Raw genomic sequence first — 23,981 nt, 5'->3', positions numbered from 1 at the left:
AGAGCCAAGATCATGAGCGCAGCTGAAATTCTTGTTAGTGGTGCAACGGGGCGTACCGGTGGAGCTACCATCGATGAGCTGCTGAAGTTGGGTAAACGTGTCCGCGCTTATGTGCGCAAGGACGATGATCGAGCCGCCGCTCTAAGGGCGCGTGGCGTTGAAATTGCCATCGGCGATTTCACCAATATCGATGACATTCGCTCTGCGATGGAGGGTATCCGTTCGGCCTATTTCCTTTATCCGTTGGCATCGGGAATCATCCAAGGGGCGGCGTATTTTGCTCAGGCCGCGAAAGAGGCCGGGGTAGATGCGATCGTGAACATGTCGCAGATTTCCGCGCGACGCGAGTCCAAGAGTCATCTGGCGCAGGATCACTGGATATCTGAGCGTGTCTTCGACTGGTCGGGTGTGCCAACCACTCATTTGCGTCCTACGTTTTTCGCCGATTGGCTCGCGTACCCTCATTTCGCCAAGGAAATCCGGGCCAGTAAAAAAATCGAGTTCCCCTTTGGAAATGGCCGTCACGCCCCCATCGCTTCGGATGATCAGGGACGTGTGATCGCCCATATCCTGGCCAAACCCGCAGGGCATGAGGGTAAGATTTACACTCTCCATGGCCCGGTCGAGATGAATCAAAACGAAATCGCGGCGGCCATGAGTGAAGTGCTGGGTGAGAAAATCGAGTACGCGCCGATATCGATTTCAGAGTTCGAGCGTAAAATGACGCACGAGTACCAGTTCCCGGCCGCTTTGACACAACATCTGGTTGAGGTCGCTCAGGATTACCAGGTTGGCGTTTTCGCCGGTGTGAATGACGTCGTTGAAAAGATTACCGGTACACCTGCCTTGTCCGTGCAGGCCTTCGTCGAAAAGTACCGGGACGCCTATGCGTAACCAGCCCCGGGCACTTGAAATAATTATCAGTGGTCACGAGGAAATACACACATGCTGCCGGTTAGCCAATCGTTAGGGATCGACCAGTGCAATTGTTCCGCGATAAGGAAAGCCAGCCGGCAGATCACTCGTTTTTACGATGCTCAGCTTGAGCCATCAGGTCTGCGCATCACCCAGTACCTGACCTTGGCCGCTCTCCATGAGATGGGGAGCGCATCCATCAATACCCTTGCTGAGCGTCTCGATATCGAGCGCACGGCAATGGGGAAAATGGCGGGTTTTCTGGAGAAGGGCGGATTAATTTTGGTGAGACCCTCACCCACGGACGGCAGAAGTCGCCTGGCAGAGCTAACCGAGGAGGGCAGGAGCTTGTTCAAACGAACCGCTCCTCTCTGGCAAGAAGCCCAGCGTCAGTTCGAGCAATTGAATGGCACTGAAAACGTGGCTTCGCTCCGGCAGGATCTGGCTCAAGTGAAAGTCGGTGATGTGAGAGGAATTTCGGATGAGTGAGATGCTTCTGGGTGACCAGGTATCCCGTGTCTTAGCGGTGCAAGTCCCCAATCCAGCGCCTAGCCTTCATCGGTGAATTTGGTCACCGCAACCTCGGGGCCGAATACTTCGCGGCGTACGATCTCGTCGTCATGCTGCGCGTCGGCCAGCACCGTTGGCTCGAAGTGCTTGGACTTGAAGATCGGGATGATCTTGTGGTGTTCAACTGGATTGAGGGCATTAGGGCGGAGCGTCTTCGCATAGACGTCACTCCTGTTTTTGAGCCATGGAGCGAGTACTTCAGTTTAGGAGAGGAGTGGCGCAGCGGTTGGTGTTTGACGATTTGGAATCCACGACGACGCTTGCTCAGCGCGATTGCTGCCTGCGGGGCTAGTCGAGAACAGTACGAACGACTTGATCACTTGCGTGATACGTAATGTGACCTTGGGAGGAGGGGATATTAATGCGGGTTACAGCTCGCCCCCCTTTTGGCGTAGTGCTTGTGCAGGCGGGGCCCCTCAAGCCGCCTCGCGCTCCTTGGCCAGGTAGATGGGGAACCAAGTCATAAAGAACCATGTGATCGAGGTTATGCAGTATTGGGCCAGGAAAATCTGCTTGGGATTTTGAAGGGATTGGGACAGTCGACATTGCGAATCACAGAGCTGGCTTGACGTAGGCTTCCCTGGGCGATGGCTCACCATTCGTCAGCAAGAGGCCGTGCCTCTTCTTGACAGCCATGTCGTCTGGGGAAATACTCGTCACAATATTCATATAGATGACTAGACAACAAGGTGAATAAAGTCGATGAATTCTCTATCCAGTGATGTTCGCCTGCCGCTTTACCAACGCCTGCGTGACCACTTGGCAGAGCAAATCGCCAACAATCGCTGGCGTCCGGGCGAGGCCATTCCCACCGAAGCCGCGCTTTCGGCGGAGTACCAACTGTCCACCGGCACTGTGCGCAAAGCGGTCGACGCGCTCGTCAGTGAGGGCATCCTTGAGCGTCAGCAAGGCCGAGGCACTTTCATTCGCCGGCCACAGTTTCAATCTTCCCTTTTTCGCTTCTTCCGTTTTCAGACCGCTGCCGGCGAACGCCAGGTGCCGGAGAGTCGTATCCTGTCGATCGAACCGGTGGCTGCGCCCTCGGCGGTGGCCCAAGCGTTAGGGCTGCCTGCCGACGCACCTGTCATCCGCATTGTTCGCGTGCGTTTGCTGGATGTTAAGCCGGTACTCGCCGAAGAAATCTGGCTGCCGCGCAACCGTTTCCAGCCGCTGCTGGAGATCGACCTGAGCCGCAAAGGGCCACTGCTTTATCCGATCTACGAAGAAGTTTGTGGCCAGGTCGTCGCGTCTGCCGAAGAAACGCTCACCGCCGAATCGGTGAATGAGGTGCACGCGCGATTGCTGCAAGTCCCGATCAACAGCCCTGTAGTAGTGATTGAGCGCCTGGCGCGTGATTACGCCGGAACGCCGCTGGAGTGGCGACGCTCTCGCGGACATGCCGAGCATTTCCGCTACAGCGTGGATATCCGCTAAACCCTTGCCTGGATAGTGGATCGCTCAGCGACGACTCGGTCGTTGCTGATTTCATTGTTTTGATTACCACAACTGGCCCGTAGCGGCGCGGTTTGTTCTCGGCTGCCTCCCGTTCCACTTATAAGGATAAGAATCATGTTCAGCTGGTATCGCCAAATCACTCCTCGGGAGCGCAAAACGTTTTGGGCCTGCTTCGGCGGATGGTCGCTCGACGCGCTGGAAGTACAAATGTTCGGCCTGGCGATTCCAGCGTTGATCGCCGCGTTCGCCTTGACCAAGGGCGACGCGGGGCTGATCAGTGGCGTCACCTTGGTCACATCCGCCATTGGTGGCTGGGTCGGAGGCACGCTGTCCGACCGCTACGGCCGGGTGCGGACGCTGCAGTGGATGATTTTGTGGTTCTCCTTTTTTACCTTTCTCTCCGCGTTTGTCACCGGTTTTAACCAGCTCTTGATCGTCAAGGCGCTCCAGGGTTTCGGCATCGGCGGAGAGTGGGCAGCCGGTGCGGTATTGATGGCCGAAACCATCAATTCGCAGTATCGCGGCAAAGTGATGGGCACTGTCCAAAGCGCTTGGGCCGTGGGTTGGGGGCTGGCGGTCGGGGTGTTTACGCTGATTTACACCTTCGTGCCCCAGGACATGGCCTGGCGTGTGATGTTCCTGGTCGGGTTGCTGCCGTCGTTCCTGATCATCTGGGTTCGTCGCAACGTCGAGGAACCGGACAGCTTCCAGCGTCTGCAAAAAGAAAACGCCATCCCGCAGAGTTTCTTCAAATCCCTGGCAGGCATTTTTCGTCCCGAGCTGATTCGCGTGACGTTGTTTGGCGGTCTGTTGGGGCTCGGTGCACACGGTGGCTATCACGCGGTGATGACCTGGCTGCCAACGTTCCTCAAGACCGAGCGAAACTTGTCCGTGTTGAACTCAGGCGGTTATTTAGCGGTGATTATCCTGGCCTTCTGGTGCGGTTGCGTTGTCAGCGGATTTTTGATCGACCGGATTGGCCGTCGCAAAAATATCGTTTTGTTCGCGCTGTGTTGCGTGGTCACGGTGCAGTGTTATGTGTTTCTGCCACTGACCAATACCCAGATGCTCTTCCTGGGGTTCCCGCTCGGCTTCTTCGCGGCCGGTATTCCAGCGAGCCTCGGCGCGTTGTTCAACGAGCTGTACCCGGCAGACGTACGCGGCGCCGGCGTCGGCTTCTGCTACAACTTTGGCCGAGTGCTTTCCGCGGTGTTCCCGTTCCTGGTCGGTCACATGAGCGACTCCATGTCGCTCGGGTCTGCGATTGGTATCGACGCCGGGATTGCCTATGGCGTGGCGGTGATCGCGGCACTTTGTCTGCCGGAAACCCGTGGACGCAGCCTCGAAGCTTCGAGTGCATCGGTGCCAGCAACGGTCAACGGCAACGAGAGTGCGCGGGCCTGATGCCCTTTACCTTCTATAGATGAACGCTATGACTGACACCTGTTCTACGCCGATCACCGGCATCGACTCCCATGCTCATGTGTTTAGCCGTGATCTATGTCTGGTCGGTGCACGGCGCTATACCCCCGATTACGACGCCACGCTTGAGCAGTATCTGACGCACTTGCACGCTCATGGCCTGAGTCATGGCGTATTGGTGCAACCGAGCTTTCTCGGCACCGACAATAGCTACTTGCTGGCGGCGTTGAGACAAGCGCCGCAGCAGTTGCGAGGCGTGGTTGTGCTGGAGCCAGGCGTCAGTCGCGCCATGTTGAATGACATGGATCAGATGGGCGTGGTCGGCGTTCGCTTGAACCTGATGGGTAAGGCGTTACCTGATTTTCGTAACAGTGCCTGGAGAGAGTTTTTCAGCCACATTGCTGATCTTGACTGGCATGTCGAGTTGCATCGGGAGGTAAAGGATCTGCCGGGACTGATCCATCAATTGACGCCGTTTGGTTTGAAGTTGGTGATTGATCACTTTGGTCGGCCGGATGCCAATTCGGGCGTCGAACAGCCCGGGTTTTGCGAGTTACTGGAGTTGGGATCGAAAGGTTCGATCTGGATGAAGGTATCGGGAATCTATCGTTTGGGAGGTACGCCGCAGCAGAACATCAATTTCGCTCGAATGGCATTACCGCTGCTGGAACAAAGTTTCGGCCTTCGCCAGTTGGTGTGGGGCAGCGACTGGCCGCATACGCAGCATGAGCAAAGCATCGGTTTCAGCACCGTAGTCGATCAGTTGCAAGCCTTGGAGTGTTCGACGCAGGTTAGCTATTCGTTGCTGGTGCAAGCCCCTCGAAGGTTATTCGGTTTTGCAAAAGGCGAAGGCTGAAACTTACGTCTGCATTTGCCGATGACCATTCATCTCACCCATTTAAACGAATACATACAGAACGTTCAAAGTGCGACGTTGCAGTCAAACCTCTCGTGCCGCATCGAGAAGTTCTGCGTAATAGCAGCTATTCCAATTACAAGAGAGTGGTTTCCATGAACACGTCATCCAATGCCGAAGTTAAAAGCCCCCAAACGATGTTTGGTTTATCACGTGCGCCGACAGGCGTTACGGTTTCAAACTTCTCTTTCAAATCTGAGTGCAGTTTGAGCGCCAGCCCAACCGAGATCCTTTCATGACTCCCTTAGATGTAGACCTCTTACTGACCGCATTGGTGAGCGTCCTGGTGCTGGTGGGGCTCATCGTGTCGCGTCTCAAAATGCACCCGCTCCTGGCCCTGCTAGTAGTTTCCGTTGGCGTTGGCTTTGCAACCAGTATGGAGCCAGAAACCATCGTCTCCCACTTGATCACCGGCGCCGGAAAGACACTGGGGGCAGTAGGGGTCGTAATCGCGCTTGGAGCGATGCTAGGCAAAATTCTTGCTGACGCAGGCGTCACAGAGCAGATCGCGGAGGTCATCCTCAAGCGAACATCGGATCGGATGATTCCTTGGGCCATGATGATGGTTGCATTTGTAATTGGCATTCCGATGTTTTTCGAGGTGGGCTTGGTGATCATGCTGCCGCTGATATTCAGCGTGGCGCGAAAGCTGGAAAGCCAGGCTCGCTTCAAAGGTTCAGCGTATGTGTATGTGGGTGTTCCGGTGATTGCGGCACTTGCAGCCATGCATGGGATGGTACCGCCGCACCCTGGCCCCTTGACGGCCATCGCCGCGCTCAAAACCTCGGTTGGGCCCACAATGCTCTATGGCTTCCTTGCGGCTATTCCTGCAATGATTTTAGGCGGCCCGCTTTATGGCGCATTCATTTCGCCGCGCATGAGCACTCGGCCCGATCAGGTTTTGCTGGATCAGTTCACCCTGGCTGAAAAAGCCGACGATCAACCAAGCACCAGCATATGCCTTGGCGTGCTGGCAGCCTTGCTGCCGGCGATCCTGATGCTGATTCATGCCGTCGCTGAGATGGTATTACCCAAGGACAATGCGATCCTGAAAATAGCTAGTTTCCTGGGCAATCCCCTGATAGCCATGCTCCTGGGCGTGCTGTTCGCAGGGGCAAGTCTGGTACTCGCACGGGGCGGCGATGCGGGGCAATTGCGCGACTCCCTGGGCAAGAGCCTCAAGCCAATCGCCTCAATCATCATGATCATCGCCGGCGGTGGTGCCTTTCAGGAGCTGCTGACCAGCGCCAAGGTGGGCGATGCCATTGTGCACCTGACTCAGCAGTCTGCGTTTCCTCCGCTGATCTTGGGTTGGTTGATCGCCATGTTGCTCTCGGTATCTACCGGTTCTGCCACTGTAGGCATCGTTGGTGCTGCTGGCTTGCTGGCGCCGCTTGCAGGTGCTGATCCCAGCCTCAACCTGCCTCTGCTTGCCTTGTCCATAGGCTGCGGCTCGCTGTTCTTCAACTATGCGAACCATGCGGGCTTCTGGATGGTGAAGGAATCCTTCGGCATGACTATGGGCGAAGCCACCAAGACCATTTCGGTGGTTCAATCCATCGTAGCCGTGGTCGGTTTGATTGTGGTGTTGATGTTGAATGCGGCTGTCACGGTGACTTGAGTCAGGATCTGTTCCCTGGCAGTAAAGAATGGAAAGCGGAACACGGCTCCGCGACCGTTGAATCCTGGCTAACCGAGTGATTTTGATTTGAGTACAAAAAGGCCCGTGAGGGCCTTTTTTGTTAAAACACGACGAGTGAATAGACTTAGGTATTGGTATCGTCTCGGATAGCCTTGTACGAGGCTGCTTTGATTTCACTAATCAAGTCATCAACGGCGGCAAGCATGAACTCAATCGTTTTTTCATCAATGAAGCTGCCGTCCTGGATCTTTTCATTGACACTCGGAATGACTATCTGAGGGCCGCGAATGACTCTGGAAAGGGTCGCTGATAGCGTCTCTCTCAATTGTGCCTGGGCGCGCACCCCGCCAAGCACGCCTGGTGAAGACGTCATGATGAGCACGGGTTTATTTTTCAACGGTGAGTTAAAGCCCGGGCGAGATGCCCAATCCAGTGCATTTTTCAGCACGCCGGAAGTGCCGTAGTTGTATTCAGGTGAGCAGATGATCAAGCCATCGGCTTGTGCGATAGCATCTTTCAGCACCGCCACCGAAGCAGGCAGCATCTGCGCTTCAAGATCTGAATTGTAAAGGGGGATCTCATTCAGTGCGAAGAGACTCATTTCTACCTGATGGCCCAACCGATTGGAGAGGGTCTTGAGTACCGCTGTATTGGTTGATTGTGAACGCAGGCTGCCTGAAATACCGAGTAGACGATGAGCGACAGTGGCCATAAAAATCCTTCAGAGAGATGGATAATCAAAAAACTACACGACCTGTTTCTCTGGAGATGACACGCCGATCATCACAAACAATGCTCGGGCAATCCCCTCACTTTTGTTTCGCCACGCGTGTCGTGTGCCATTTTGAATAACGATGTCTCCCGCCTTTACGAGACGACTTTGACCGTTATCCAGCTCCAGCCACATCTCGCCCTCCAGAATGATTCCGTAATCGATGGTGGCCGTGGTGTGCATACCCGGATTTTCCGGTTCAAAGCTTTCGATCAAGCCAGGCAGAGCCGCCCCCAACTCTTCATAGGCCCGCACACCATCGACGGGGTTCTGCATCACCGAGTCCGGTGGGAAATCGAACATGGCGATGCTGGTACCGCCCTGAGGAGGAATCAGTGAAGAGTTGCCTAGCGTGGGATCACGTTCCTGCTCGAGGCGTACCGGATTTGCTGGGGTCGCCCACAACTGCGCCATGGCATGTCCAGGGATTGAGGCAAAAGATTGAGTTCTTGGGGCGTAGTCATCTGAAACGAACACGGAGTTCCCTTGTTCGTCGTGACCGGTCACGATTCTTCTTATCTTCATTTGGATTACTCAACGAGAAGTCAAAGAGGCAGCGAGGGGAGGGCGAACCGCTCCACTCGCTGCGTGCGTCAAGGACAAATGACGTAGTTGCTGAAGCCGCCATGGCGGTTTTCGATACCGGTAATCGCGTTGTTGACGTCTTCTAGCTTGAAAGCCGTATTTTCAAAAAATGAAAGATCCAGCACACCGGACTCCACCATGTCAGCCATGGCTTGCCCTTGTCCGGCTGTGAACCAGGCTGACCCGCTGATCTGGATATCGTTGTCCATGATCCAGTGAAGATCGATGGGGACGTCGCCTGCGATGGCGCCGATATTAACCAGATGCCCGCCGCGGTGGATTGATTTAAGAGCTTGAGTCAGGCTCTCATGCGGCGCACCTGGGCCCAATGCATCTATGACGACATCAACACCTTCGCCGTGGGTCACTTCACTTACCCACTCGTTTGTAGGTATTGCGCCGAGCGTGTGAATTTCGATCCGACCCGGGGCTGCTAGGTCTTTTACCTTTTGGAATAGATCCTGGTTTCTGGCGGTACCGAGGATTTTACGAGCGCCCATGGCTAGCGCTAGGGCGACGGCGCCAAGGCCAAGTGTCCCGCTGATCCCGTTGATGAGCACGGTGCTGGTGGGGCCAACGTTGGCCTTTAGCAATGCTTTGTAGGCGGTTCCCAGATACCCCAGACGTGCAGCGGTTTCGAAGCTGAGGTTATCGGGCAGTTTGACCAAGCTGTATTGCGGCGCAGGGATGTACTCGCAAAGTCCGCCGTAAGGGTAGTCTTCGAACATCCGCGGGCTTTTGGCAGTAAACCCGAAGTAGCCATTGAAGGTGTAGGCGGTACAGGCAATGGTGTTTCCCGCGCGACAGGCACGGCACGAACCGCAGTGCCGGCCCGGGTTGACGTAAACCCGGTCGCCGATCTTGAAGTCGTAGACCTGAGAACCGACGGCTTCGACGACACCTGATGGATCCAGACCGAAAATGGCAGGGAGCTTAGGCAGCGGACTCTGTGGAAACCATTTGACCCAGTTGGTGAGGATGTTGTGCAGATTCGGCACGATACCGCAGGCCTTGACCTTAACCAGCACTTCGGTCGGACGAATCTCGGGTACGGCTACTTGCTCGATGACCATGGGTTTGCCGCCTTCATACAGGCGAGCGGCGCGCATAGTTTTTGCAGTCATGATGTTCTCCAACACATATTGTTTTTGTAGTGTTACGTAACCTTGGAGCACGCTTTAAATCATAGGTACTAACGCAATCCGTCTTCGCCCTTCACTTCGGAGGCAGCCAATCCACCCAATCGTGCATGGATCCGGCCGCCTGTTGCCATAGCTAGGCCAAATGCAATTTCCCCACGGCGAGGGCCGTCCCATACGGTCATCTCAGCTACGCCGAAGTGGCTACGAACATAGGCCGCCTGTATGTGCCCCAACGGAATCATGACCCGGCAACCTGGGCCGCCGATGGTCTTCGCCGCTGGCACGATCGCCTTCGGATTGCCGAGTGCTTCGCGCATTGCCCAGCCGCCCGCTTCGTGCCAGACCGCGCCGTGCTCGAGCTCGCCATCTTCACCGACGATTGCACCCTTGCCGTAAGCCTGGACGTGCTTTGCACCACCCAGCGCATGGATCAGTTGCTCGGATAGTTGTGCGCCTAAAATTCTCAATTCCTGCATAAACGGCAGTAGGTCTTCTACATATTTGCCTGCGTAGGGATTGGCGACCACGGCGGTTGCTACCGCAATCCTGAGTGGGACTGATGAGCGCGGCCCGCCCTCATGGAACACTTCTTCTATGTCCAGTTTGATCTTACGAACCATCACTAGCGACATGCGTAACCTCCAGAACCGAGAGCCTCATGGGCTCGCTATTTTTTTTAACCGGCCTTTTGCATTATGCATTTAATGATGTATGGTGCAAGAAGTTAGTTTTTATGCACAAAAATAGGAGAGGTAAGATGAAGCTAATTTCGTACCGTAAAGAAGGAGAAGCCCATTTCGGTGCCGTGTCCGGTGATGGAGTGGTTGAGCTGACCAACCGTTTCTCGGAGGTTCGAGATCTCGCGACATTTCTGAGCAATCCGTCCTTGCTTCAGGAGGCGCGCAAGATCCTTGATGCTGCGCAGCCTGATTACCCATTCTCGAGTATCCAGTTGGAGTCAGTAATCCCCAACCCTGGAAAGGTGATTTGCGTAGGCATTAACTATGTTGCTCACGCTGAAGAAGCGGGCCGAAAGGTCGGCGAGTTCCCAGTGATTTTTCAGCGGTTCGCCGAAACTCTTTTGCCCCACGGCGAACCCTTGGTAAGACCCCAAGTCTCTGAGCAATTTGACTTCGAAGCCGAATTGGCGGTTGTGATCGGGAAAGGTGGTGCACATATCGATCCGGTGAACGCGATGGATCACGTTGCGGGTTACACCTGCTTCAACGATGCCAGCGTCCGCGATTGGCAGTTCCATACGCACCAGTACGGTATGGGCAAGACTTTCAGAAAAACCGGTGCGCTAGGCCCATGGCTGGTTCCGGCTTCAGAAATTCCCGATTACCGTAAGCTGGTTGTGCGGGGGGTACTTAATGGCGAGCAACTGCAGGAAGGCAGTCTTTCGGAGTTGGCCTTCGACATTCCGCATTTGATTTCGTACGTCTCAAAGGCACTGCCATGGAACCCGGGCGACATTTTGGCAACCGGTACACCGAGCGGGATCGGCTTTAAGAGAAATCCACCCATTTTTCTGAAGCCCGGTGATGTTTTCGAAGTGGTGATCACCGAGATCGGAACGCTATCGAACGGCGTTATTGACGAAGCCTAAGCGTTGCCCTCTACACAATCATAAGAAACTGGAGGTTCCAAATGCCCGCGTTACCTACAATCAATTTCACCCACTCCGGCGTGTTTTGTGCTGACCTCGATCGCATGGTCGACTTCTACTGCCGTACTCTCGGCTTCATCGTGAGTGACAAAGGTGTCGCGTCAACAGGGCATCGGTTGTTTTTCATGACGCAGAACCCTGAGTTGCATCACCAAGTCGTGCTATTTGACGGTAAGCCTGTCGACTTACCTTTCAACCCGATCAATCAGCTGTCGTTTTTACTGAATTCGCTGGATGACTTGAAGACGTACTACCAATTCGCCAAAAAAAGCGGAATTGAAGGGATTGCTCAGGTGGATCATGGGAACGCCTGGTCGATGTACTTCAAAGACCCTGAAGGCAACCCAATCGAAATGTATGTCGATGCGCCGTTTTACACCGCACAACCCTGTAAAGAACCACTTGATTTGGAGTTACCGACTGAAGTCATTCTGGCCCAGACCGAAGCCATGTGCAGACGCCGTCCTGGCTTCCAGACTCGTGAGCAATGGATGGACTCAATTCGGTCGAAGATCGAAGAGCAGCGAGTTCGAATCAATTGATGGCGCAGGGAAGGGGTGAATAGCCCGTTCCGATTCTTTCGGTGTTGAAGTCTGGTTGATGGGCGTGAGCAAGTCAGTTCATCAACCGGAAGTCGCAATAGATAAAAACAAAAAGCGGAGTAGACGATGGACTACGATGTCATCATTGTTGGAATGGGGCCAGTGGGTGCTCTGTGCGCAAATCTCGCCGGCATGTGGGGGCTAACCGCTCTCGTCGTGGATAAGTCCGAAACGGTGTACACCAATCCTAGGGCTATGGGTTTTGATCACGAAGTGATGCGTGTATTCGGCAACATTGGTTTGGCCGATGACATTGCCGAACATGTCATGCCTTATCGTCCCTCTGAGTACCGCACTACAGGCTCTCAGCTGATCAAACGTATTGATGCCGCCAAACCTCCCTATCCGCTGGGTTGGGCGCCTAATTATGTCTTCTCACAGCCTCCCGTCGAGCGCGCCCTGCGCAGTAAGATTGCGGATATGAAGTCCGTCACCGTGGAACTCGGTTCAGAGGTTTTGTCGGTAGATTCCAACGGTTCACAAGCGGTTGTTCGCATCCAGGCGAAGGATGGAATCGAGCGTACAGTCACTGCGGACTATGTGTTGGCGTGTGACGGAGGCACCAGTCCAATCCGCACTCGCTTAGGGTTGAAAATGGAGGATCTAGCCTTCGACGAGCCATGGCTCGTGGTTGACGTAATCCTCAACGAAGGGGCGGGAGAGCATCTACCAAAGACCAACGTGCAATTTTGCGAGTTGGCCAGGCCATGTACCTTTGTCGTCGGGCCGGGTCAGCATCGACGTTGGGAGTTCATGATTAACCCTGACGAACAGCCGACGGAAATCTCACAACCCGAAGCGATCAAAAAGCTGATCGCCCGTTGGTTGCCTGAGGGCGACTATCAGCTGTGGCGTGCGTCTGCCTACCGATTCCATGCTCTGATTCTGGAGCAGTGGAAGTCCGACCGGGTGTTTTTCCTCGGAGACGCAGCGCACATGACGCCCCCCTTTCTGGCACAAGGCATGTGCCAAGGGATTCGCGACGCATTGAATCTGGTCTGGAAACTAGCGCTTGTTAAAGGAGGCCTGGCTGCTCCGGCATTCCTGAATACCTACCAGACCGAGCGTATTCCTCATGTCCGTCAAACCACGATGGCGGCAAAAGAGTTCGGTGGTGTCATTTGCGAGCGTGACAGCGAGAAAGCCGCTATCCGGGATGCGCGCTTGATTCAGCAGATGGAGGAAAACCCGGGAGGCACCATCAGGCAATCGCTGATTCCTGGCCTGAACCAAGGCTTTGTCGCCAATGTTCCACCTGCCGGCGAGCTGTTTCCGCAACCGATGGTGATCAACCATGCGGGTAAGAAGGCACTCCTGGATGAGTTTACCGGCCAATCCTTTCGAGTGGTCATTGCGCCAGGGTTCGACGCCAGCGCGCTACTGAGATGCCTGCGCAGTAGTCAATCGCTTAAAGGCCTGCCTATCCAGGTCGTGAGGTTGGTCAACGACCAACAGTCTGGCTCACGCGCTGTTGATGATTATGAAGAGGTCGACGGCGTACTGACGCAATGGCTTGAGCGTCGAGGCTGCAATGTGGTCATTGTGAGGCCGGATCACTACGTTTACGGCGGGGCGGTCACCGTCGCCTGGGCGATGGAGATGCTTGAGGGAATGGAACTTGCCTTGTGGTGCAAGGATCCTGAACAGGCTAGGCAAAGTAGCGGCGGAGCTTGCGACACGACAATCAGGTTTGCGCAGGCGTAAACCTGCAAGGGGCTGTAGAGCCTTCGCGTTGCACTGTCCACGAAAGCGGTTGTGATGCGAAGGTTTTTTTTGAGTTTGAATTCGACGCTGAGAACTCGAGTGTCGCCCCGAATGGGGGGGGCGACAGGCTATCGATTCAGTTATTGGAGCGTGGCTTGTTGGCGTTCGATAGCTTCGACAGTTCGGCCCAAAGTGCCTTGGATGTGATTGCGCAAGAGCGTCACCGCTTTGTCTGAATCGCGTGCAAGCGCAGCATCCATCAGTTCTTGATGCTCATTGCCCTTGTGCCTTGGTGTGATCCGTTGCTTGGCTGAAAAACGTCTGTAGCGTTCTGCCCGGTCAAAAAGGGAGTCCACCATTTTCAGCAGCAACGGTGACGGGCTGGCCGAGAACAGCGCAAAGTGGAAAGCCTTATGCCGGATAGACCACTCATCATCGAGCACGAGCACACCGCTTCCGAGTTTTTTCTCAATCAGATTGAGGCGGTGAAACGCACCCAGTACATCGGCTTCCCAGGCATCGTCGCCATACTGGATGGCATCGCTTAGTGCTTCGCATTCGAGCAGGCAGCGCAATCGCGTAATGTCGCGAAAGTCTGTCGTAGAAATCGGCGCGACCCTGAACCCCTTGTTATCGCTGGCTTCGACGACACCGTCCTGAGTCAGTCGATTGAGGGCTTCACGAATGGGGGAGCTACTGAGTCCATACGTTTTGGACAGTTCGGCCACTTTGAGCTTTTCGCCCGGGGCCAGCTCGCAACAAACAATCGCCTTTTTCATCTTCGTCAACGCGACATCGATCAGCGGGCTGCCGGGGGAGGTGATCATGGTCGGAGTCATCCTAAAATTTGCACTAAATCAATTTTATGCGCAAAACATCCTTTAGTGCAAAGGATGTGTGCGTGAATTGCGCGTAAATTTTCCCGAGCCGCATGCGAAGAATCGTTGGCCACTCTGTGAGCAGCTTTGATTCACCTGCGCCTCTATTGCTCCCGCCTGCGCCCCTCCCAGATCCACCTCTCTAGGTTGATTTCAGAATATTCCGTCCTTTGAAACATCCCCCAGTCGGTTGGCATCGGATGCCTTTTTCCCGTTTCGCCTTATCCATGTAGCAAAAAATGCGTTGGAGAATCTCCTTGACTTTAAATTTGCCCAGGATTACGTTTTGTGCACAAAGTGATTCGTAGTGCAGTAAACATGTTTTTATGCATGAATGAGTCATGTATAGGCTGACCACAAACCATAGGTTCAAGAGGGGCGTGATGAAAACGAAGCGGGTACTCGAGTTGGCTGACGCCGAATTGATGCTTGTGGCCTCCATGGAAAAAGCCACCCGGGAAAACTGGAAGGTTTCCATGGCCGTGGTTGACGAGGCGGGCTGCCTCATGACGTTTAGAAAGCTTGATGGCGCATCCGTCTCGTCTGTCCAAACCGCCATTGAAAAGGCCCGCAGCGCAGCTGTCACACGCCGACCGACGAAGTTTTTTGAGGACATGGTCGCCGAAGGCAGATCTGGCGCTTCGATGATCCATGGGGTCTTCCCCATCGAAGGGGGGCTTCCAATCGTTGTCGAGGGCGAGGTCATAGGAGGGTTTGCTGTCAGCGGGTTGAAATCTCAGCTGGACATCGTCCTTGTGGAGACGGGCTTACAAGCGCTGGCAGCTCATCAGGGACGGTAAGTGGTTAAGAAAGAAGCCGACAGCACCACGCAGTACGCAGATGTATTCGCAGCTGATGGTGCGAGTTGATGACCTTTTACAAAAACAAAAAAATCAGGAACATCTTCATGAAAACAGCTAACCAGCGGCTCTGCCCGTTGCCGGTTTCAAGCATCGCCTGTGCAGTCAGCGCAATGGCGCTGTTGAGTCTTTCTACTCAATCGCAAGCCTTCCAAATCGATACTGGTAACCCCGACCTTTCGGCGACTTGGGACAACACGATCAAATACAGCAATGCATGGCGTGTGAACAAGCTGGATCACAAGGTTGCGGCCGGCCCAGGCACTTCCAACAGTAATCCAAATCTGGATGACGGCGACCGAAACTTCGATCGTGGGCTCATATCCAATCGTCTGGATCTCCTGTCCGAGTTCGACATCAAGTACAAGGATGTCGGTGCCCGTCTCAGTGCGGCCTCCTGGTACGACAATGTTTACAGTCATGACAACGATAACGATTCACCGGCTACGGCGAACTCGGTGAGCGTCGATCACGATCAGTTCACCAGCGACACGCGTCGGATCCACGAAACGAACACTGAAATCCTCGATGCCTTCATCTATGGCTCGAAGGAAATCGGCAGCACTTCGTTGTCTGCCAGATTGGGGCAGTTCACCCAAATTTACGGTGAAAGCCTTTTCTTCGGTGCCAACGGTATTGCAAATGCGCAATCCACCGTTGACCTGGTGAAGCTGCAGTCGGTACCCGGCTCCCAGTTCAAAGAGATTCTGATGCCGACGAAGCAGGTCTCGGGCAACTGGCAGTTGAGCGATTCGGTCAGTGTCGGTGCCTATTACCAATTTGAGTGGAACAAAACTCGTCTTCCTGCAGCAGGGAGCTACTTCAGCGGTGCGGACTTTGTCGGCGAAGGAGGCGAACGTGTATTTTTCCCTACTGGTGCGCTACTTCACGGCAAGGACATTGATGCCAAGGACTCAGGCCAGTTTGGCGCTCAGCTGAAATTCGCTATCGAAGACTGGGAGTTCGGTCTATACGCGGCTAAGTATCACGAAAAAACACCGGTGTTTTACTTCCGACCAGCAGCACTGGTGCCTGGAGCAGATGACACTTTCGTCAACGTTTATCCCGAGGACATCAAAGTCTTTGGCGCAAGTTTCAGCACCTTGGTCGGCGAAGCGAACATTGCCGGTGAAACATCAATCCGGCTCGACACCCCGCTGGCGGGTGTTGGCGGCACCATCATTACCGGCCTGGATTCCGACAATGATTCCAACCCGGCTTACCCCATTGGTCGCTCTTGGCATGCTCAGGTGTCAGTGGTCAATGTCTACGGCGGATCGGCACTGTGGGACGGCGCTTCGTTCATCGGTGAGCTGGCTTTCAACCGGCGGTTGAGCGTGACCAAAAATGCCGACCAACTTGATCCGAATACCACTCGCGATGCCTTCGCGCTGCGTTTTACCTTTGAACCTCAATACTTCCAGGTCTTTCCCGGGATCGACGTTCAAGCCCCGATCACTCTTGGCTACAACCCGTCCGGACGATCTTCAGTTACGCCTCAAGCATTTGGCCCGGAGCATGGCGGTGACTTAACCCTGGGTCTCAAGGCTGATTACAAGAAGCAATGGTACGCCTCGCTGAGCTACACCAATTTCTTTGGTGAGGCGGGGCCAGTCATCAACTCCTCCAACTCGTTCACCTACCAGCAAAACATGAAAGACAGAGATTTCGTGGCGTTCTCGATCCAGCGAACCTTTTAAGCAAAGAACAGGCGGGCCCTGATAATGACAAAAATTAAACTGCTACTGCTTTCCACCCTGTCTATCTCAATGTGCGCTAGCACCGCATTCGCAGCCGTAAGTCCCGACGAGGCGGCGAAGCTCAAGACCACTTTGACCCCCATGGGCGCCGAAAAAGCTGGTAATGCTGATGGTTCCATTCCCGCTTGGACAGGCGGACTGACCAAGGAGGTGGCCGGGGCAAAATCCGGCGATATGCCAGCCGATCCGTTCCCTGGTGAGAAGCCGCTGTTGCAGATTACCGCGAAGAATGCGGCGCAGTACGCGGACAAGTTGAATGAAGGCACGAAAGCCTTGCTGGCGAAATATCCCGACACCTTCCATCTGGATATTTACCCGACTCATCGTACGGCCGCGGCACCTGACAGCATTTATCAAAACACGTTTGCCAATGCGACCCGCTGTAAGACGACCAGCAACGGACTGTCGGTGGAGGGGTGCTATGGCGGCATCCCATTCCCGATCCCTAAAACCGGCAATGAGGTGATCTGGAATTTCCTGCTGCGGGTAGAAGCGGAATCCATTCAGATGGGGTATGCCAACGTCATTGGCAATGCGGATGGAACTCGGACTCTGGCCAGCCGTGGTGTGGAGAATTGGCAGTACCCGTATTACTACAAAGACGGGAGCGCCGATAAGTGGTCAGGGCAATATGCCCTGCTGCGATTTTTGACTAACGAGCCGCCGTTCAAGGCCGGTGAGTCGCTGGTGACCCACGACAGCATAAATGCGCAAGAGCCGCGAGAAGCGTGGCAATACTTAGTAGGCCAACGCCGCGTGCGCCGTGCGCCTACCGTTGGTTATGACACCCCGGATTTTGTGGCTTCAGGCGCCAACTATTTTGATGAAGTACATGGCTTCATCGGTCACCCGGATCGCTACGAATGGAAGCTGGTAGGCAAAAAAGAGCTGTACATCCCGTACAACGACAACAAATTCAACGCAGAAAAACGCGACGATGCCTTTGTGGCCAACCACCTCAATCCCGACAAGGTGCGCTGGGAGCTGCATCGTGTATGGGAGCTTGAGGCCACTGTCGCCCCAGGCAAACGCCATGCCGTACCAAAGCGCAAATTCTTCATTGATGAAGACAGCTGGACGGTTTCGCTTGTGGATGGGTACGACGCCGAAGGCAAACTGTGGCGTGTCTCCCAAGTGCTTCCATTCGTTGTGCCTTCGATCCCGGCGGTGGTGGTGAAACCGGTGGTGATCTACAACCTGCAAGCCAAGACGTACAGCGTCGTGCAAAGCCTGAACGGCGAAACTTATAGCGTCATATCGCGCAAGCCCGAGAACTTCTTTACCGGTAACTCGGTAGCGTCCGGCTCGGTGCGCTGAACCTCGCAACAGCATGTTCACATTTGAATTCTGTGGACGCCGTGCCACTGACGCGGCGTCCACAGAACTGCATCATCGAGGCTCGAAAATGCGTATTCAAACTCCCAGGCTTTTATCTCAGCATGCGTTCAAGGCATTCATGCTGAGCGTGTCGATCATGACAGCGCTCACCGGCGCTGCGGCGGCACAAACCGATGGGCTTCCGATGCAGCCATCAATCACCAGCGCCATGGCGGCGCAGTCGGTCATGCTGAGTGTTGCCCGTGCCGGCGATCGACTTGTGGCCGTTGGTGAGAGAGGATTCATCATTGTCTCTGATGACAATGGCCGCACCTGGAAGCAAGTCAATTCTCCCGTCAGCATGACGCTGGTCAGGGTTCGCTTCATTGATGACCGCGAAGGATGGGCCGTCGGGCACGCAGGGGTTGTCTTGCACAGCCAGGATGGTGGCCTGAGCTGGAGCAAACAGCTTGATGGCGTCCTGTCGGCCGCGATCGAACTGCAGGAAGCCAGGCAGGCCATAGACAGCTCCACCGATGCCGACAAGGCTCAGGAGCGTCTATCTCAAGCACAACAACTCGTGGACGAAGGCCCCGATAAACCCCTGCTCGATCTACTATTCGTGGATGCCAAAAATGGGCTGGTGGTGGGCGCTTATGGTCTGGCGTTTGTCACCCATGACGGCGGGCTCAGCTGGCAATCGATCCGCTCCCGCATCGATAACCCAAACGGGTTACACCTCTACAGCATCGAACGGGTGGGGACGGATCTGTTCATCGCTGGTGAACAGGGCACGCTGTTGCGCTCCAGTGATGAAGGCCTGACTTTCGAGTCGCTGGCGTCACCTTATGAAGGCACTACCTTCGGTCTCCAAGCGACCAGCAGTGGTTCGATTCTGGCGTTTGGTCTACGCGGCAAAGCCTACGAGTCTAAGGATCGCGGTGATACCTGGCAGCGCCTTGACACCTTGCAGCCAATCACGTTGACCAGTGGCCTGCGTCTTGAGGATGGCACGGTACTGCTCACCGATGAGTCGGGAAGAGTGCTGCGCTTTAAAGAGGGCGATACCAAAGCATCTGTCCTGAAGATCACTCAACCCAGTTATTTCACAGGTATGACGCAGGCCGCGAACGGCAACCTGATCATCAGTAGTGCACGGGGCATGCTGTCGTCCGCAGGTGCAGTGGAATCGCCGGAGCATGATCAATGAATAGTTATACTCGTTCTGCAGAGCATCAAACCATCCCTAAGCCGGATGTATTCGATCCATCCTCCGGCACTCTGGTTGAACGGCTTTTGTTCAATCATCGCAGCATCGTCTTGGCCGTCTGCGTGTTGCTCAGTCTGATACTGGGCTACCAGGCACTGAGCTTGAAGCTCAATGCCGCCTTCGAAAAAATGATCCCAACGGATCACCCTTATGTGCAGAACTACCTGAAAAATCGCGGCCAGCTGGGCGAGGGGGGCAACACCTTACGCATTGCGATTGAGGCCAAGCAGGGCAGTATTTTCGATACTGCCTACCTGGAGACGGTCAAGAAAATCAACGATGAGGTATTTCTGCTCCCCGGCGTCGACCGTTCGTACATGAAGTCCCTTTGGACTCCCGCGACCCGTTGGATCGGCGTGACCGAGGAGGGCTTCGACGGCGGCCCGGTCATCCCTGACAACTACGACGGTTCTGCCGGCAGCCTGGAGCAGGTTCGTCAGAATGTCGAACGCTCGGGGGAAGTAGGACGGCTTGTGGCTGCTAACTTCAAGTCCAGCATTGTGCTATTACCTCTTCAGGACATCACGTCGGACGACGGCAAACCACTGGACTATAACGCGCTCTCTGGCCAACTCGAGCAGATCAGGGCCAAGTACGAAACTGAAAACATCAAAATCCACATCACAGGCTTTGCCAAAGTGGTGGGAGATCTGATTGATGGCATGCGTCAGATGCAGCTGTTTTTCGCCGCGACGCTGGTGATCTGCGGCATCGTGTTGTTTTGGTACACCAGATGCGTGCGCAGCACTTTGTTGGTACTGCTGTGTTCGATCATTGCTGTGGTCTGGTTGCTGGGATTGCTGCCTACACTGGGGTTTGATCTCGATCCGTATTCGATTCTCGTGCCCTTCCTAGTGTTTGCCATCGGGTTAAGCCATGGCGCGCAAAAAATGAACGGGATCATGCAGGACATCGGGCGCGGAGCTGAAAAATTCGTGGCCGCACGCTTCACTTTTCGCCGGCTATTTTTGACTGGCCTGATGGCGCTGGTGGCCGACGCCGTAGGCTTCGCGGTGCTGATGATTATCAAAATTCCGGTCATACAGGATCTGGCCGTCGCCGCGACGATCGGCGTTCTGACCCTGATTTTTACCAACCTGATTCTGTTGCCGATTCTGTTGTCATACACCGGAGTCAGCAAAGCGGCGGCTCAACGTGAAGCAGCAAACGACAAGTTCTCACAGCTGGATGCTCAACACGCCCGGCACCCATTTTGGGCTTTTCTGGATCGATTCACCGAACGCAAATGGGCGAGTGGTGCAATCATCGGCGCAGTGATACTGGGGGTAGCTGGTTTCGCTGTGAGTTTGCACGTGAAGATCGGTGATCTGAATCCCGGAGCACCAGAACTGCGGCCGGAATCGCGCTACAACACCGACAACCGCTTCATGGTCAGCAACTTTTCCGCCAGCAGCGATAAGTACGTGGTGATGGTGAAAACCCCCCAATACTACTGCGCCAATTACCAGACCCTGGTGTCAGTCGATGCGCTGGAAGCGCAGCTTCAGCAGTTGCCAGGTGTGGTGTCCACGACGTCTTTAGCCGCACTGAGTAAGCAGGCAGCGGCTGGCATGAATGAAGGCAGCATGACCTGGTACGAGATACCCCGTAACCAGGGATTGTTGAATGCAATCATCACCCGGGCGCCACGAGAGCTATTCAACCAAAATTGCGATCTGCTGACGGTGTATGTCTATCTGAAGGATCACAAGGCGGACACGCTCACCAGCGTGGTTCAGACAGTCGAACAGTTCGCGGCGACCCATAACTCCGATCAGATCCAGTTCCTCAATGCGGCGGGCAATGCCGGGATCGAAGCGGCGACCAATATCGTGGTGAAGCGTTCGAACGTGCAGATGCTGTTCATGGTCTACGCCGCCGTCATCGCCCTGTGCTTTATCACCTTCAGATCCTGGCGCGCTGTCGTGTGCACGGTACTGCCGCTGATGCTGACGTCTATTTTGTGCGAAGCCTTGATGGTAGGGCTGAACATCGGCGTCAAGGTGGCGACGCTGCCCGTGATTGCGTTGGGGGTAGGCATCGGGGTGGATTACGCGTTGTACATCCTTAGCGTGACCCTCACCAATTTGCGCAACGGCTCAAGCCTGTCCAATGCTTACTATTTGGCCCTGCTCTCGACAGGGAAAGTAGTGGTAATGACGGGGATTACCTTGGGCATCGCCGTACTGACCTGGGTGCTGTCGCCGATCAAGTTCCAGGCCGATATGGGCATTCTGCTCGGGTTCATGTTCATCTGGAACATGGTGGGCGCGCTGGTACTGGTTCCGGCACTGGCGCACTTTCTGCTCAAGCCAAAATCTTTTCCTGTAACAGCGTAATTTCCAAGCACGAGTGCGGATTCAGTGGCGCTGAATCCGCTTTTCGTAGTGCAACTCAAACACGATGGCTTGATTAACTGAATGATCAAATATGCAGCGAACCTCACCTTGCTCTTCACCGAATGGTCTTTCGAGGATCGATTTAGCGCCGCTCGGGATGCTGGCTTTGAGGCTGTTGAGTTCAGTTTTCCTCGCGACATGGCGGCAGCAGAAATAGCTGGGACTCTACGTCGCACAGGCCTTCAACAAGTATTGGCAACAGTACCACTACGACCTGGTAGTAAGGGGCTAGCTGCTCAGTCCGGAAAGGCTCGGGACTTTCGTGAGGATTTCAACCTGGGACTTGAATATGCCGTCGAAGGAGGAAGTCCACTGCTTCACGTGCTATCTGGAGTGGTTGAGCAGAAAAATTACGCTGTATCGGGTAGTCAATTTGTCGACAACATGAACTGGGCCATCGAGGAGGCTGCCCGCCATGACGTAAAGGTTGTGATTGAAGCCATCAATCAAATTTCAGTGCCAGGGTATTTTATTCGAACATTGGCGGGGGCCGTCAGCTGGACGCAAAGAATTGAAGGGCTAGGCCTGATTCTGGATCTTTATCATGCAGCGATGGAGCGGCTGGATCCTCTTGCTTGCCTCGATCTCCTTCTTCCTCAAACCGACCATTTACAGATTGCTGGCTACCCAGGGCGGCATGAGCCTAATATCGGTAATTTGAACCTGTCCGGAGTTCTTGATTCGATAAATTCACCTTCTTATACGGGGTGGGTTGGGTGTGAATATCAACCTGCTATCGGCACGCTCGAAGGTATAAGTTGGCTTGATCGTTTTTTTGCGAGTTAAGAAGCCAGTAAAGCGGGTTGTTGGTATAAGTGTGAAAATTCATCCGCAACAGAGAGTTTGGTTGACTGTGCTGTTTCTCAGTGACTAGGGAATACAACGATGAGCGCCAACCGCTACGCGCTTTGCTTGCTGAGTACGGCTACAGCTTGAAGGATGTGATCAATTTGCTGGATCCGCAGGCGGGCCGTCGCGCTCCAGCCGTTGAGTCCAAAGCCGGCAGCCGCAAGCCACGCCAAGTGAAGGTCTACAAAAACCCGCATACAGGCGAAGTCGTCGAAACCAAAGGCGGCAATCACAAGACCTTGAAAGAATGGAAAGCAGAACACGGCTCCGCGACAGTTGAGTCCTGGCTGACCAAGTGAGTTTGGTTTGAGCACAAAAGGCCCGAGAGGGCCTTTTTTTCTATGTGGATTTATTCAGAACCGGTCTTTACCTGGTCACTGATAAGTTGAGCCAGTATCTGCACAGGTTCGGTAAAACTTTGCCGAGCCCGATGGACGAGCCCAATATCACGGTGGAAGGTGTGCTGTCCGAGGTCGAGCGCTCGTACACCTGTTGGCCATTCCTGGTGGGGTGCTGTCTGCGGCACCAACGCCACACCAACGCCATTTTCCACTAGCTTGATGATGGCCTCCAATTCATCCAGTTCGCAAACCTCACGCAAGGTGAAATGCATCTGCCGCAGGAAGCGATCCACCTGCCTGCCCCCGAAGGATGATCGGTCATACCGAATGAACGGTTGGCTGGAAAGTAGTTCCGACCAATCTTCTCCCGGCACATCGCGTGGAACGATCAGACGGTAGGGCTCGAGCGCCAAAGTCGTCCAGCGCAGATCGCTTTGAAGCGAAAAGGGTGGGCGAATGATTACGGCCATGTCGATCTCGCCGGCATCCACGAGGTTGACCAACTCCATCGATAGTCCTGGGATTACACGGGTGCGGCACTGCGGGCACTGTTGGTGAAACGTGGCTAACGCATCCGGTAGATAGGAGCGCTGCACGGAAGCGATGGCACCGATGTTCACCAGGACGCTCGCAGGAAGTCCAGCCGTGGTGGAGCCCAGATTATCGTAAAGCCGAAGCAGCTCTTGCGCTTGCAGGAGTATCTGGTGGCCCATCCTGTTGAGGTGAGCTGAGCGTCCCTTCCTGTCGAATATCTCAAAGCCGAGTTCGGCCTCCAGACGCTGGATCTGGGCGCTCACCGCTGCCTGGGTGAGGCCGATTTTATTCCCGGCAGCGGCAAACGTACCTTCCCGTGCAACGGCGATGAGTGTCTTGAGTTCTTTGATCATTCACAAATATTAATTGTGTTTCTAAG

At 54.7% G+C, this 23,981-nt stretch carries 22 protein-coding genes and 2 pseudogenes; 17 read left to right on the top strand and 7 right to left on the bottom strand.

Features of this window, described 5'->3' with window-relative positions; translation table 11 throughout:
* Positions 1 to 12: 12 nt before the first annotated feature.
* Both K5K95_RS26485 and K5K95_RS26480 read left to right on the top strand, forming a co-directional pair.
* Positions 13 to 894, top strand: coding sequence for an NmrA family NAD(P)-binding protein (locus K5K95_RS26485; RefSeq protein ID WP_222586828.1), 882 nt, complete (start codon positions 13 to 15; stop codon positions 892 to 894).
* Between the two features lie 51 nt (positions 895 to 945).
* On the top strand, positions 946 to 1,404 hold the full coding sequence (locus K5K95_RS26480; RefSeq protein WP_222586827.1) for a MarR family winged helix-turn-helix transcriptional regulator: 459 nt from the start codon (positions 946 to 948) through the stop codon (positions 1,402 to 1,404).
* Between the two features lie 65 nt (positions 1,405 to 1,469).
* On the opposite strand, the pseudogene K5K95_RS26475 reads toward K5K95_RS26480, so the two are convergent.
* Positions 1,470 to 1,568, bottom strand: a pseudogene (locus K5K95_RS26475) (aldehyde dehydrogenase family protein); the annotation flags it as partial.
* Between K5K95_RS26475 and K5K95_RS26470 the strand changes: the two are divergent.
* The 5 genes from K5K95_RS26470 to K5K95_RS26450 all read left to right on the top strand — a co-directional run bounded on the left by K5K95_RS26470 (position 1,536) and on the right by K5K95_RS26450 (position 6,899).
* Positions 1,536 to 1,820 (top strand): hypothetical protein, encoded by a 285-nt coding sequence (locus K5K95_RS26470; RefSeq protein ID WP_222586826.1) that lies wholly within the window; start codon positions 1,536 to 1,538, stop codon positions 1,818 to 1,820. The pseudogene K5K95_RS26475 and the gene K5K95_RS26470 sit on opposite strands and share 33 nt — an antisense overlap.
* 367 nt (positions 1,821 to 2,187) lie before the next feature.
* Positions 2,188 to 2,919, top strand: coding sequence for a GntR family transcriptional regulator (locus tag K5K95_RS26465; RefSeq protein ID WP_222586825.1), 732 nt, complete (start codon positions 2,188 to 2,190; stop codon positions 2,917 to 2,919).
* A 135-nt stretch (positions 2,920 to 3,054) separates the two neighbouring features.
* On the top strand, positions 3,055 to 4,344 hold the full coding sequence (locus K5K95_RS26460) for an MFS transporter (protein WP_222586824.1): 1,290 nt from the start codon (positions 3,055 to 3,057) through the stop codon (positions 4,342 to 4,344).
* 28 nt (positions 4,345 to 4,372) lie between these two features.
* Positions 4,373 to 5,218, top strand: a complete 846-nt coding sequence (locus K5K95_RS26455; protein WP_222586823.1) for an amidohydrolase family protein — start codon at positions 4,373 to 4,375, stop codon at positions 5,216 to 5,218.
* Positions 5,219 to 5,513: 295 nt separating this feature from the next.
* Positions 5,514 to 6,899, top strand: coding sequence for a GntP family permease (locus K5K95_RS26450; RefSeq protein WP_222586822.1), 1,386 nt, complete (start codon positions 5,514 to 5,516; stop codon positions 6,897 to 6,899).
* 145 nt (positions 6,900 to 7,044) lie between these two features.
* On the opposite strand, the gene K5K95_RS26445 is transcribed toward K5K95_RS26450, so the two are convergent.
* The 4 genes from K5K95_RS26445 to K5K95_RS26430 all read right to left on the bottom strand — a co-directional run bounded on the left by K5K95_RS26445 (position 7,045) and on the right by K5K95_RS26430 (position 10,051).
* Positions 7,045 to 7,632 (bottom strand): NADPH-dependent FMN reductase, encoded by a 588-nt coding sequence (locus K5K95_RS26445; RefSeq protein WP_222586821.1) that lies wholly within the window; start codon positions 7,630 to 7,632, stop codon positions 7,045 to 7,047.
* 33 nt (positions 7,633 to 7,665) lie between these two features.
* Positions 7,666 to 8,106, bottom strand: coding sequence for a cupin domain-containing protein (locus tag K5K95_RS26440; RefSeq protein WP_223530927.1), 441 nt, complete (start codon positions 8,104 to 8,106; stop codon positions 7,666 to 7,668).
* Between the two features lie 179 nt (positions 8,107 to 8,285).
* A complete protein-coding gene (locus K5K95_RS26435; RefSeq protein ID WP_222586819.1) occupies positions 8,286 to 9,401 on the bottom strand; it encodes an alcohol dehydrogenase catalytic domain-containing protein in 1,116 nt (371 codons plus the stop codon).
* A 68-nt stretch (positions 9,402 to 9,469) separates the two neighbouring features.
* The gene (locus K5K95_RS26430; protein WP_222586818.1) at positions 9,470 to 10,051 is read right to left on the bottom strand and encodes an amino acid synthesis family protein; all 582 of its coding nucleotides are present in this window, start codon (positions 10,049 to 10,051) and stop codon (positions 9,470 to 9,472) included.
* Between the two features lie 125 nt (positions 10,052 to 10,176).
* Here K5K95_RS26430 and K5K95_RS26425 point away from each other — a divergent pair, with 125 nt between their 5' ends.
* The 3 genes from K5K95_RS26425 to K5K95_RS26415 all read left to right on the top strand — a co-directional run bounded on the left by K5K95_RS26425 (position 10,177) and on the right by K5K95_RS26415 (position 13,394).
* A complete protein-coding gene (locus K5K95_RS26425) occupies positions 10,177 to 11,028 on the top strand; it encodes a fumarylacetoacetate hydrolase family protein (protein ID WP_222586817.1) in 852 nt (283 codons plus the stop codon).
* 41 nt (positions 11,029 to 11,069) lie between these two features.
* Complete coding sequence (locus K5K95_RS26420; RefSeq protein ID WP_222586816.1) at positions 11,070 to 11,630, top strand: VOC family protein; 561 nt, start codon at positions 11,070 to 11,072, stop codon at positions 11,628 to 11,630.
* A gap of 126 nt (positions 11,631 to 11,756) precedes the next feature.
* Complete coding sequence (locus tag K5K95_RS26415) at positions 11,757 to 13,394, top strand: bifunctional 3-(3-hydroxy-phenyl)propionate/3-hydroxycinnamic acid hydroxylase (RefSeq protein WP_222586815.1); 1,638 nt, start codon at positions 11,757 to 11,759, stop codon at positions 13,392 to 13,394.
* Between the two features lie 140 nt (positions 13,395 to 13,534).
* Here K5K95_RS26415 and K5K95_RS26410 read toward each other — a convergent pair whose 3' ends face one another.
* Positions 13,535 to 14,221: a GntR family transcriptional regulator gene (locus K5K95_RS26410; protein WP_222586814.1), complete on the bottom strand. Its 687-nt coding sequence runs from the start codon at positions 14,219 to 14,221 to the stop codon at positions 13,535 to 13,537.
* Between the two features lie 392 nt (positions 14,222 to 14,613).
* Between K5K95_RS26410 and K5K95_RS26405 the strand changes: the two genes are divergently transcribed.
* From K5K95_RS26405 to K5K95_RS26375, 7 genes and pseudogenes are all read left to right on the top strand, one after another.
* Complete coding sequence (locus tag K5K95_RS26405) at positions 14,614 to 15,072, top strand: GlcG/HbpS family heme-binding protein (RefSeq protein ID WP_222586813.1); 459 nt, start codon at positions 14,614 to 14,616, stop codon at positions 15,070 to 15,072.
* Positions 15,073 to 15,179: 107 nt separating this feature from the next.
* Positions 15,180 to 16,832 carry a DUF1302 domain-containing protein gene (locus K5K95_RS26400; protein ID WP_222590436.1) on the top strand — a complete coding sequence of 551 codons (1,653 nt, stop codon included), beginning with the start codon at positions 15,180 to 15,182 and terminating at the stop codon, positions 16,830 to 16,832.
* A gap of 24 nt (positions 16,833 to 16,856) precedes the next feature.
* On the top strand, positions 16,857 to 18,209 hold the full coding sequence (locus K5K95_RS26395; RefSeq protein ID WP_222586812.1) for a DUF1329 domain-containing protein: 1,353 nt from the start codon (positions 16,857 to 16,859) through the stop codon (positions 18,207 to 18,209).
* Between the two features lie 88 nt (positions 18,210 to 18,297).
* Positions 18,298 to 19,419: a WD40/YVTN/BNR-like repeat-containing protein gene (locus K5K95_RS26390; protein WP_222586811.1), complete on the top strand. Its 1,122-nt coding sequence runs from the start codon at positions 18,298 to 18,300 to the stop codon at positions 19,417 to 19,419.
* Complete coding sequence (locus tag K5K95_RS26385; protein ID WP_222586810.1) at positions 19,416 to 21,818, top strand: efflux RND transporter permease subunit; 2,403 nt, start codon at positions 19,416 to 19,418, stop codon at positions 21,816 to 21,818. Before K5K95_RS26390 ends, K5K95_RS26385 begins: the two co-directional genes overlap by 4 nt.
* 81 nt (positions 21,819 to 21,899) lie before the next feature.
* A complete protein-coding gene (locus K5K95_RS26380) occupies positions 21,900 to 22,664 on the top strand; it encodes a hydroxypyruvate isomerase family protein (RefSeq protein ID WP_222586809.1) in 765 nt (254 codons plus the stop codon).
* Between the two features lie 113 nt (positions 22,665 to 22,777).
* A pseudogene (locus tag K5K95_RS26375) lies at positions 22,778 to 23,026 on the top strand (histone-like nucleoid-structuring protein, MvaT/MvaU family); the annotation flags it as partial.
* Between the two features lie 50 nt (positions 23,027 to 23,076).
* On the opposite strand, the gene K5K95_RS26370 reads toward K5K95_RS26375, so the two are convergent.
* Positions 23,077 to 23,955 carry a LysR substrate-binding domain-containing protein gene (locus K5K95_RS26370; protein WP_222586808.1) on the bottom strand — a complete coding sequence of 293 codons (879 nt, stop codon included), beginning with the start codon at positions 23,953 to 23,955 and terminating at the stop codon, positions 23,077 to 23,079.
* Positions 23,956 to 23,981: the final 26 nt, after the last annotated feature.

Source organism: Pseudomonas sp. DR48, assembly GCF_019823085.1.
Lineage (GTDB): Bacteria > Pseudomonadota > Gammaproteobacteria > Pseudomonadales > Pseudomonadaceae > Aquipseudomonas.
This window is presented reverse-complemented; position numbering and strand designations above follow the sequence as displayed.

Coding starts and splice junctions, on each gene's coding strand:
- K5K95_RS26390 (WP_222586811.1), top strand. CDS start 18,298: ATGCGTATTCAAACTCCCAGGCTTTTATCTCAGCATGCGTTCAAGGCA.
- K5K95_RS26455 (WP_222586823.1), top strand. CDS start 4,373: ATGACTGACACCTGTTCTACGCCGATCACCGGCATCGACTCCCATGCT.
- K5K95_RS26465 (WP_222586825.1), top strand. CDS start 2,188: ATGAATTCTCTATCCAGTGATGTTCGCCTGCCGCTTTACCAACGCCTG.
- K5K95_RS26470 (WP_222586826.1), top strand. CDS start 1,536: ATGCTGCGCGTCGGCCAGCACCGTTGGCTCGAAGTGCTTGGACTTGAA.
- K5K95_RS26385 (WP_222586810.1), top strand. CDS start 19,416: ATGAATAGTTATACTCGTTCTGCAGAGCATCAAACCATCCCTAAGCCG.
- K5K95_RS26430 (WP_222586818.1), bottom strand. CDS start 10,051: ATGTCGCTAGTGATGGTTCGTAAGATCAAACTGGACATAGAAGAAGTG.
- K5K95_RS26410 (WP_222586814.1), bottom strand. CDS start 14,221: ATGATCACCTCCCCCGGCAGCCCGCTGATCGATGTCGCGTTGACGAAG.
- K5K95_RS26405 (WP_222586813.1), top strand. CDS start 14,614: ATGTATAGGCTGACCACAAACCATAGGTTCAAGAGGGGCGTGATGAAA.
- K5K95_RS26440 (WP_223530927.1), bottom strand. CDS start 8,106: ATGGCGCAGTTGTGGGCGACCCCAGCAAATCCGGTACGCCTCGAGCAG.
- K5K95_RS26435 (WP_222586819.1), bottom strand. CDS start 9,401: ATGACTGCAAAAACTATGCGCGCCGCTCGCCTGTATGAAGGCGGCAAA.
- K5K95_RS26420 (WP_222586816.1), top strand. CDS start 11,070: ATGCCCGCGTTACCTACAATCAATTTCACCCACTCCGGCGTGTTTTGT.
- K5K95_RS26485 (WP_222586828.1), top strand. CDS start 13: ATGAGCGCAGCTGAAATTCTTGTTAGTGGTGCAACGGGGCGTACCGGT.
- K5K95_RS26400 (WP_222590436.1), top strand. CDS start 15,180: ATGAAAACAGCTAACCAGCGGCTCTGCCCGTTGCCGGTTTCAAGCATC.
- K5K95_RS26370 (WP_222586808.1), bottom strand. CDS start 23,955: ATGATCAAAGAACTCAAGACACTCATCGCCGTTGCACGGGAAGGTACG.
- K5K95_RS26425 (WP_222586817.1), top strand. CDS start 10,177: ATGAAGCTAATTTCGTACCGTAAAGAAGGAGAAGCCCATTTCGGTGCC.
- K5K95_RS26380 (WP_222586809.1), top strand. CDS start 21,900: ATGATCAAATATGCAGCGAACCTCACCTTGCTCTTCACCGAATGGTCT.
- K5K95_RS26450 (WP_222586822.1), top strand. CDS start 5,514: ATGACTCCCTTAGATGTAGACCTCTTACTGACCGCATTGGTGAGCGTC.
- K5K95_RS26415 (WP_222586815.1), top strand. CDS start 11,757: ATGGACTACGATGTCATCATTGTTGGAATGGGGCCAGTGGGTGCTCTG.
- K5K95_RS26460 (WP_222586824.1), top strand. CDS start 3,055: ATGTTCAGCTGGTATCGCCAAATCACTCCTCGGGAGCGCAAAACGTTT.
- K5K95_RS26480 (WP_222586827.1), top strand. CDS start 946: ATGCTGCCGGTTAGCCAATCGTTAGGGATCGACCAGTGCAATTGTTCC.
- K5K95_RS26445 (WP_222586821.1), bottom strand. CDS start 7,632: ATGGCCACTGTCGCTCATCGTCTACTCGGTATTTCAGGCAGCCTGCGT.
- K5K95_RS26395 (WP_222586812.1), top strand. CDS start 16,857: ATGACAAAAATTAAACTGCTACTGCTTTCCACCCTGTCTATCTCAATG.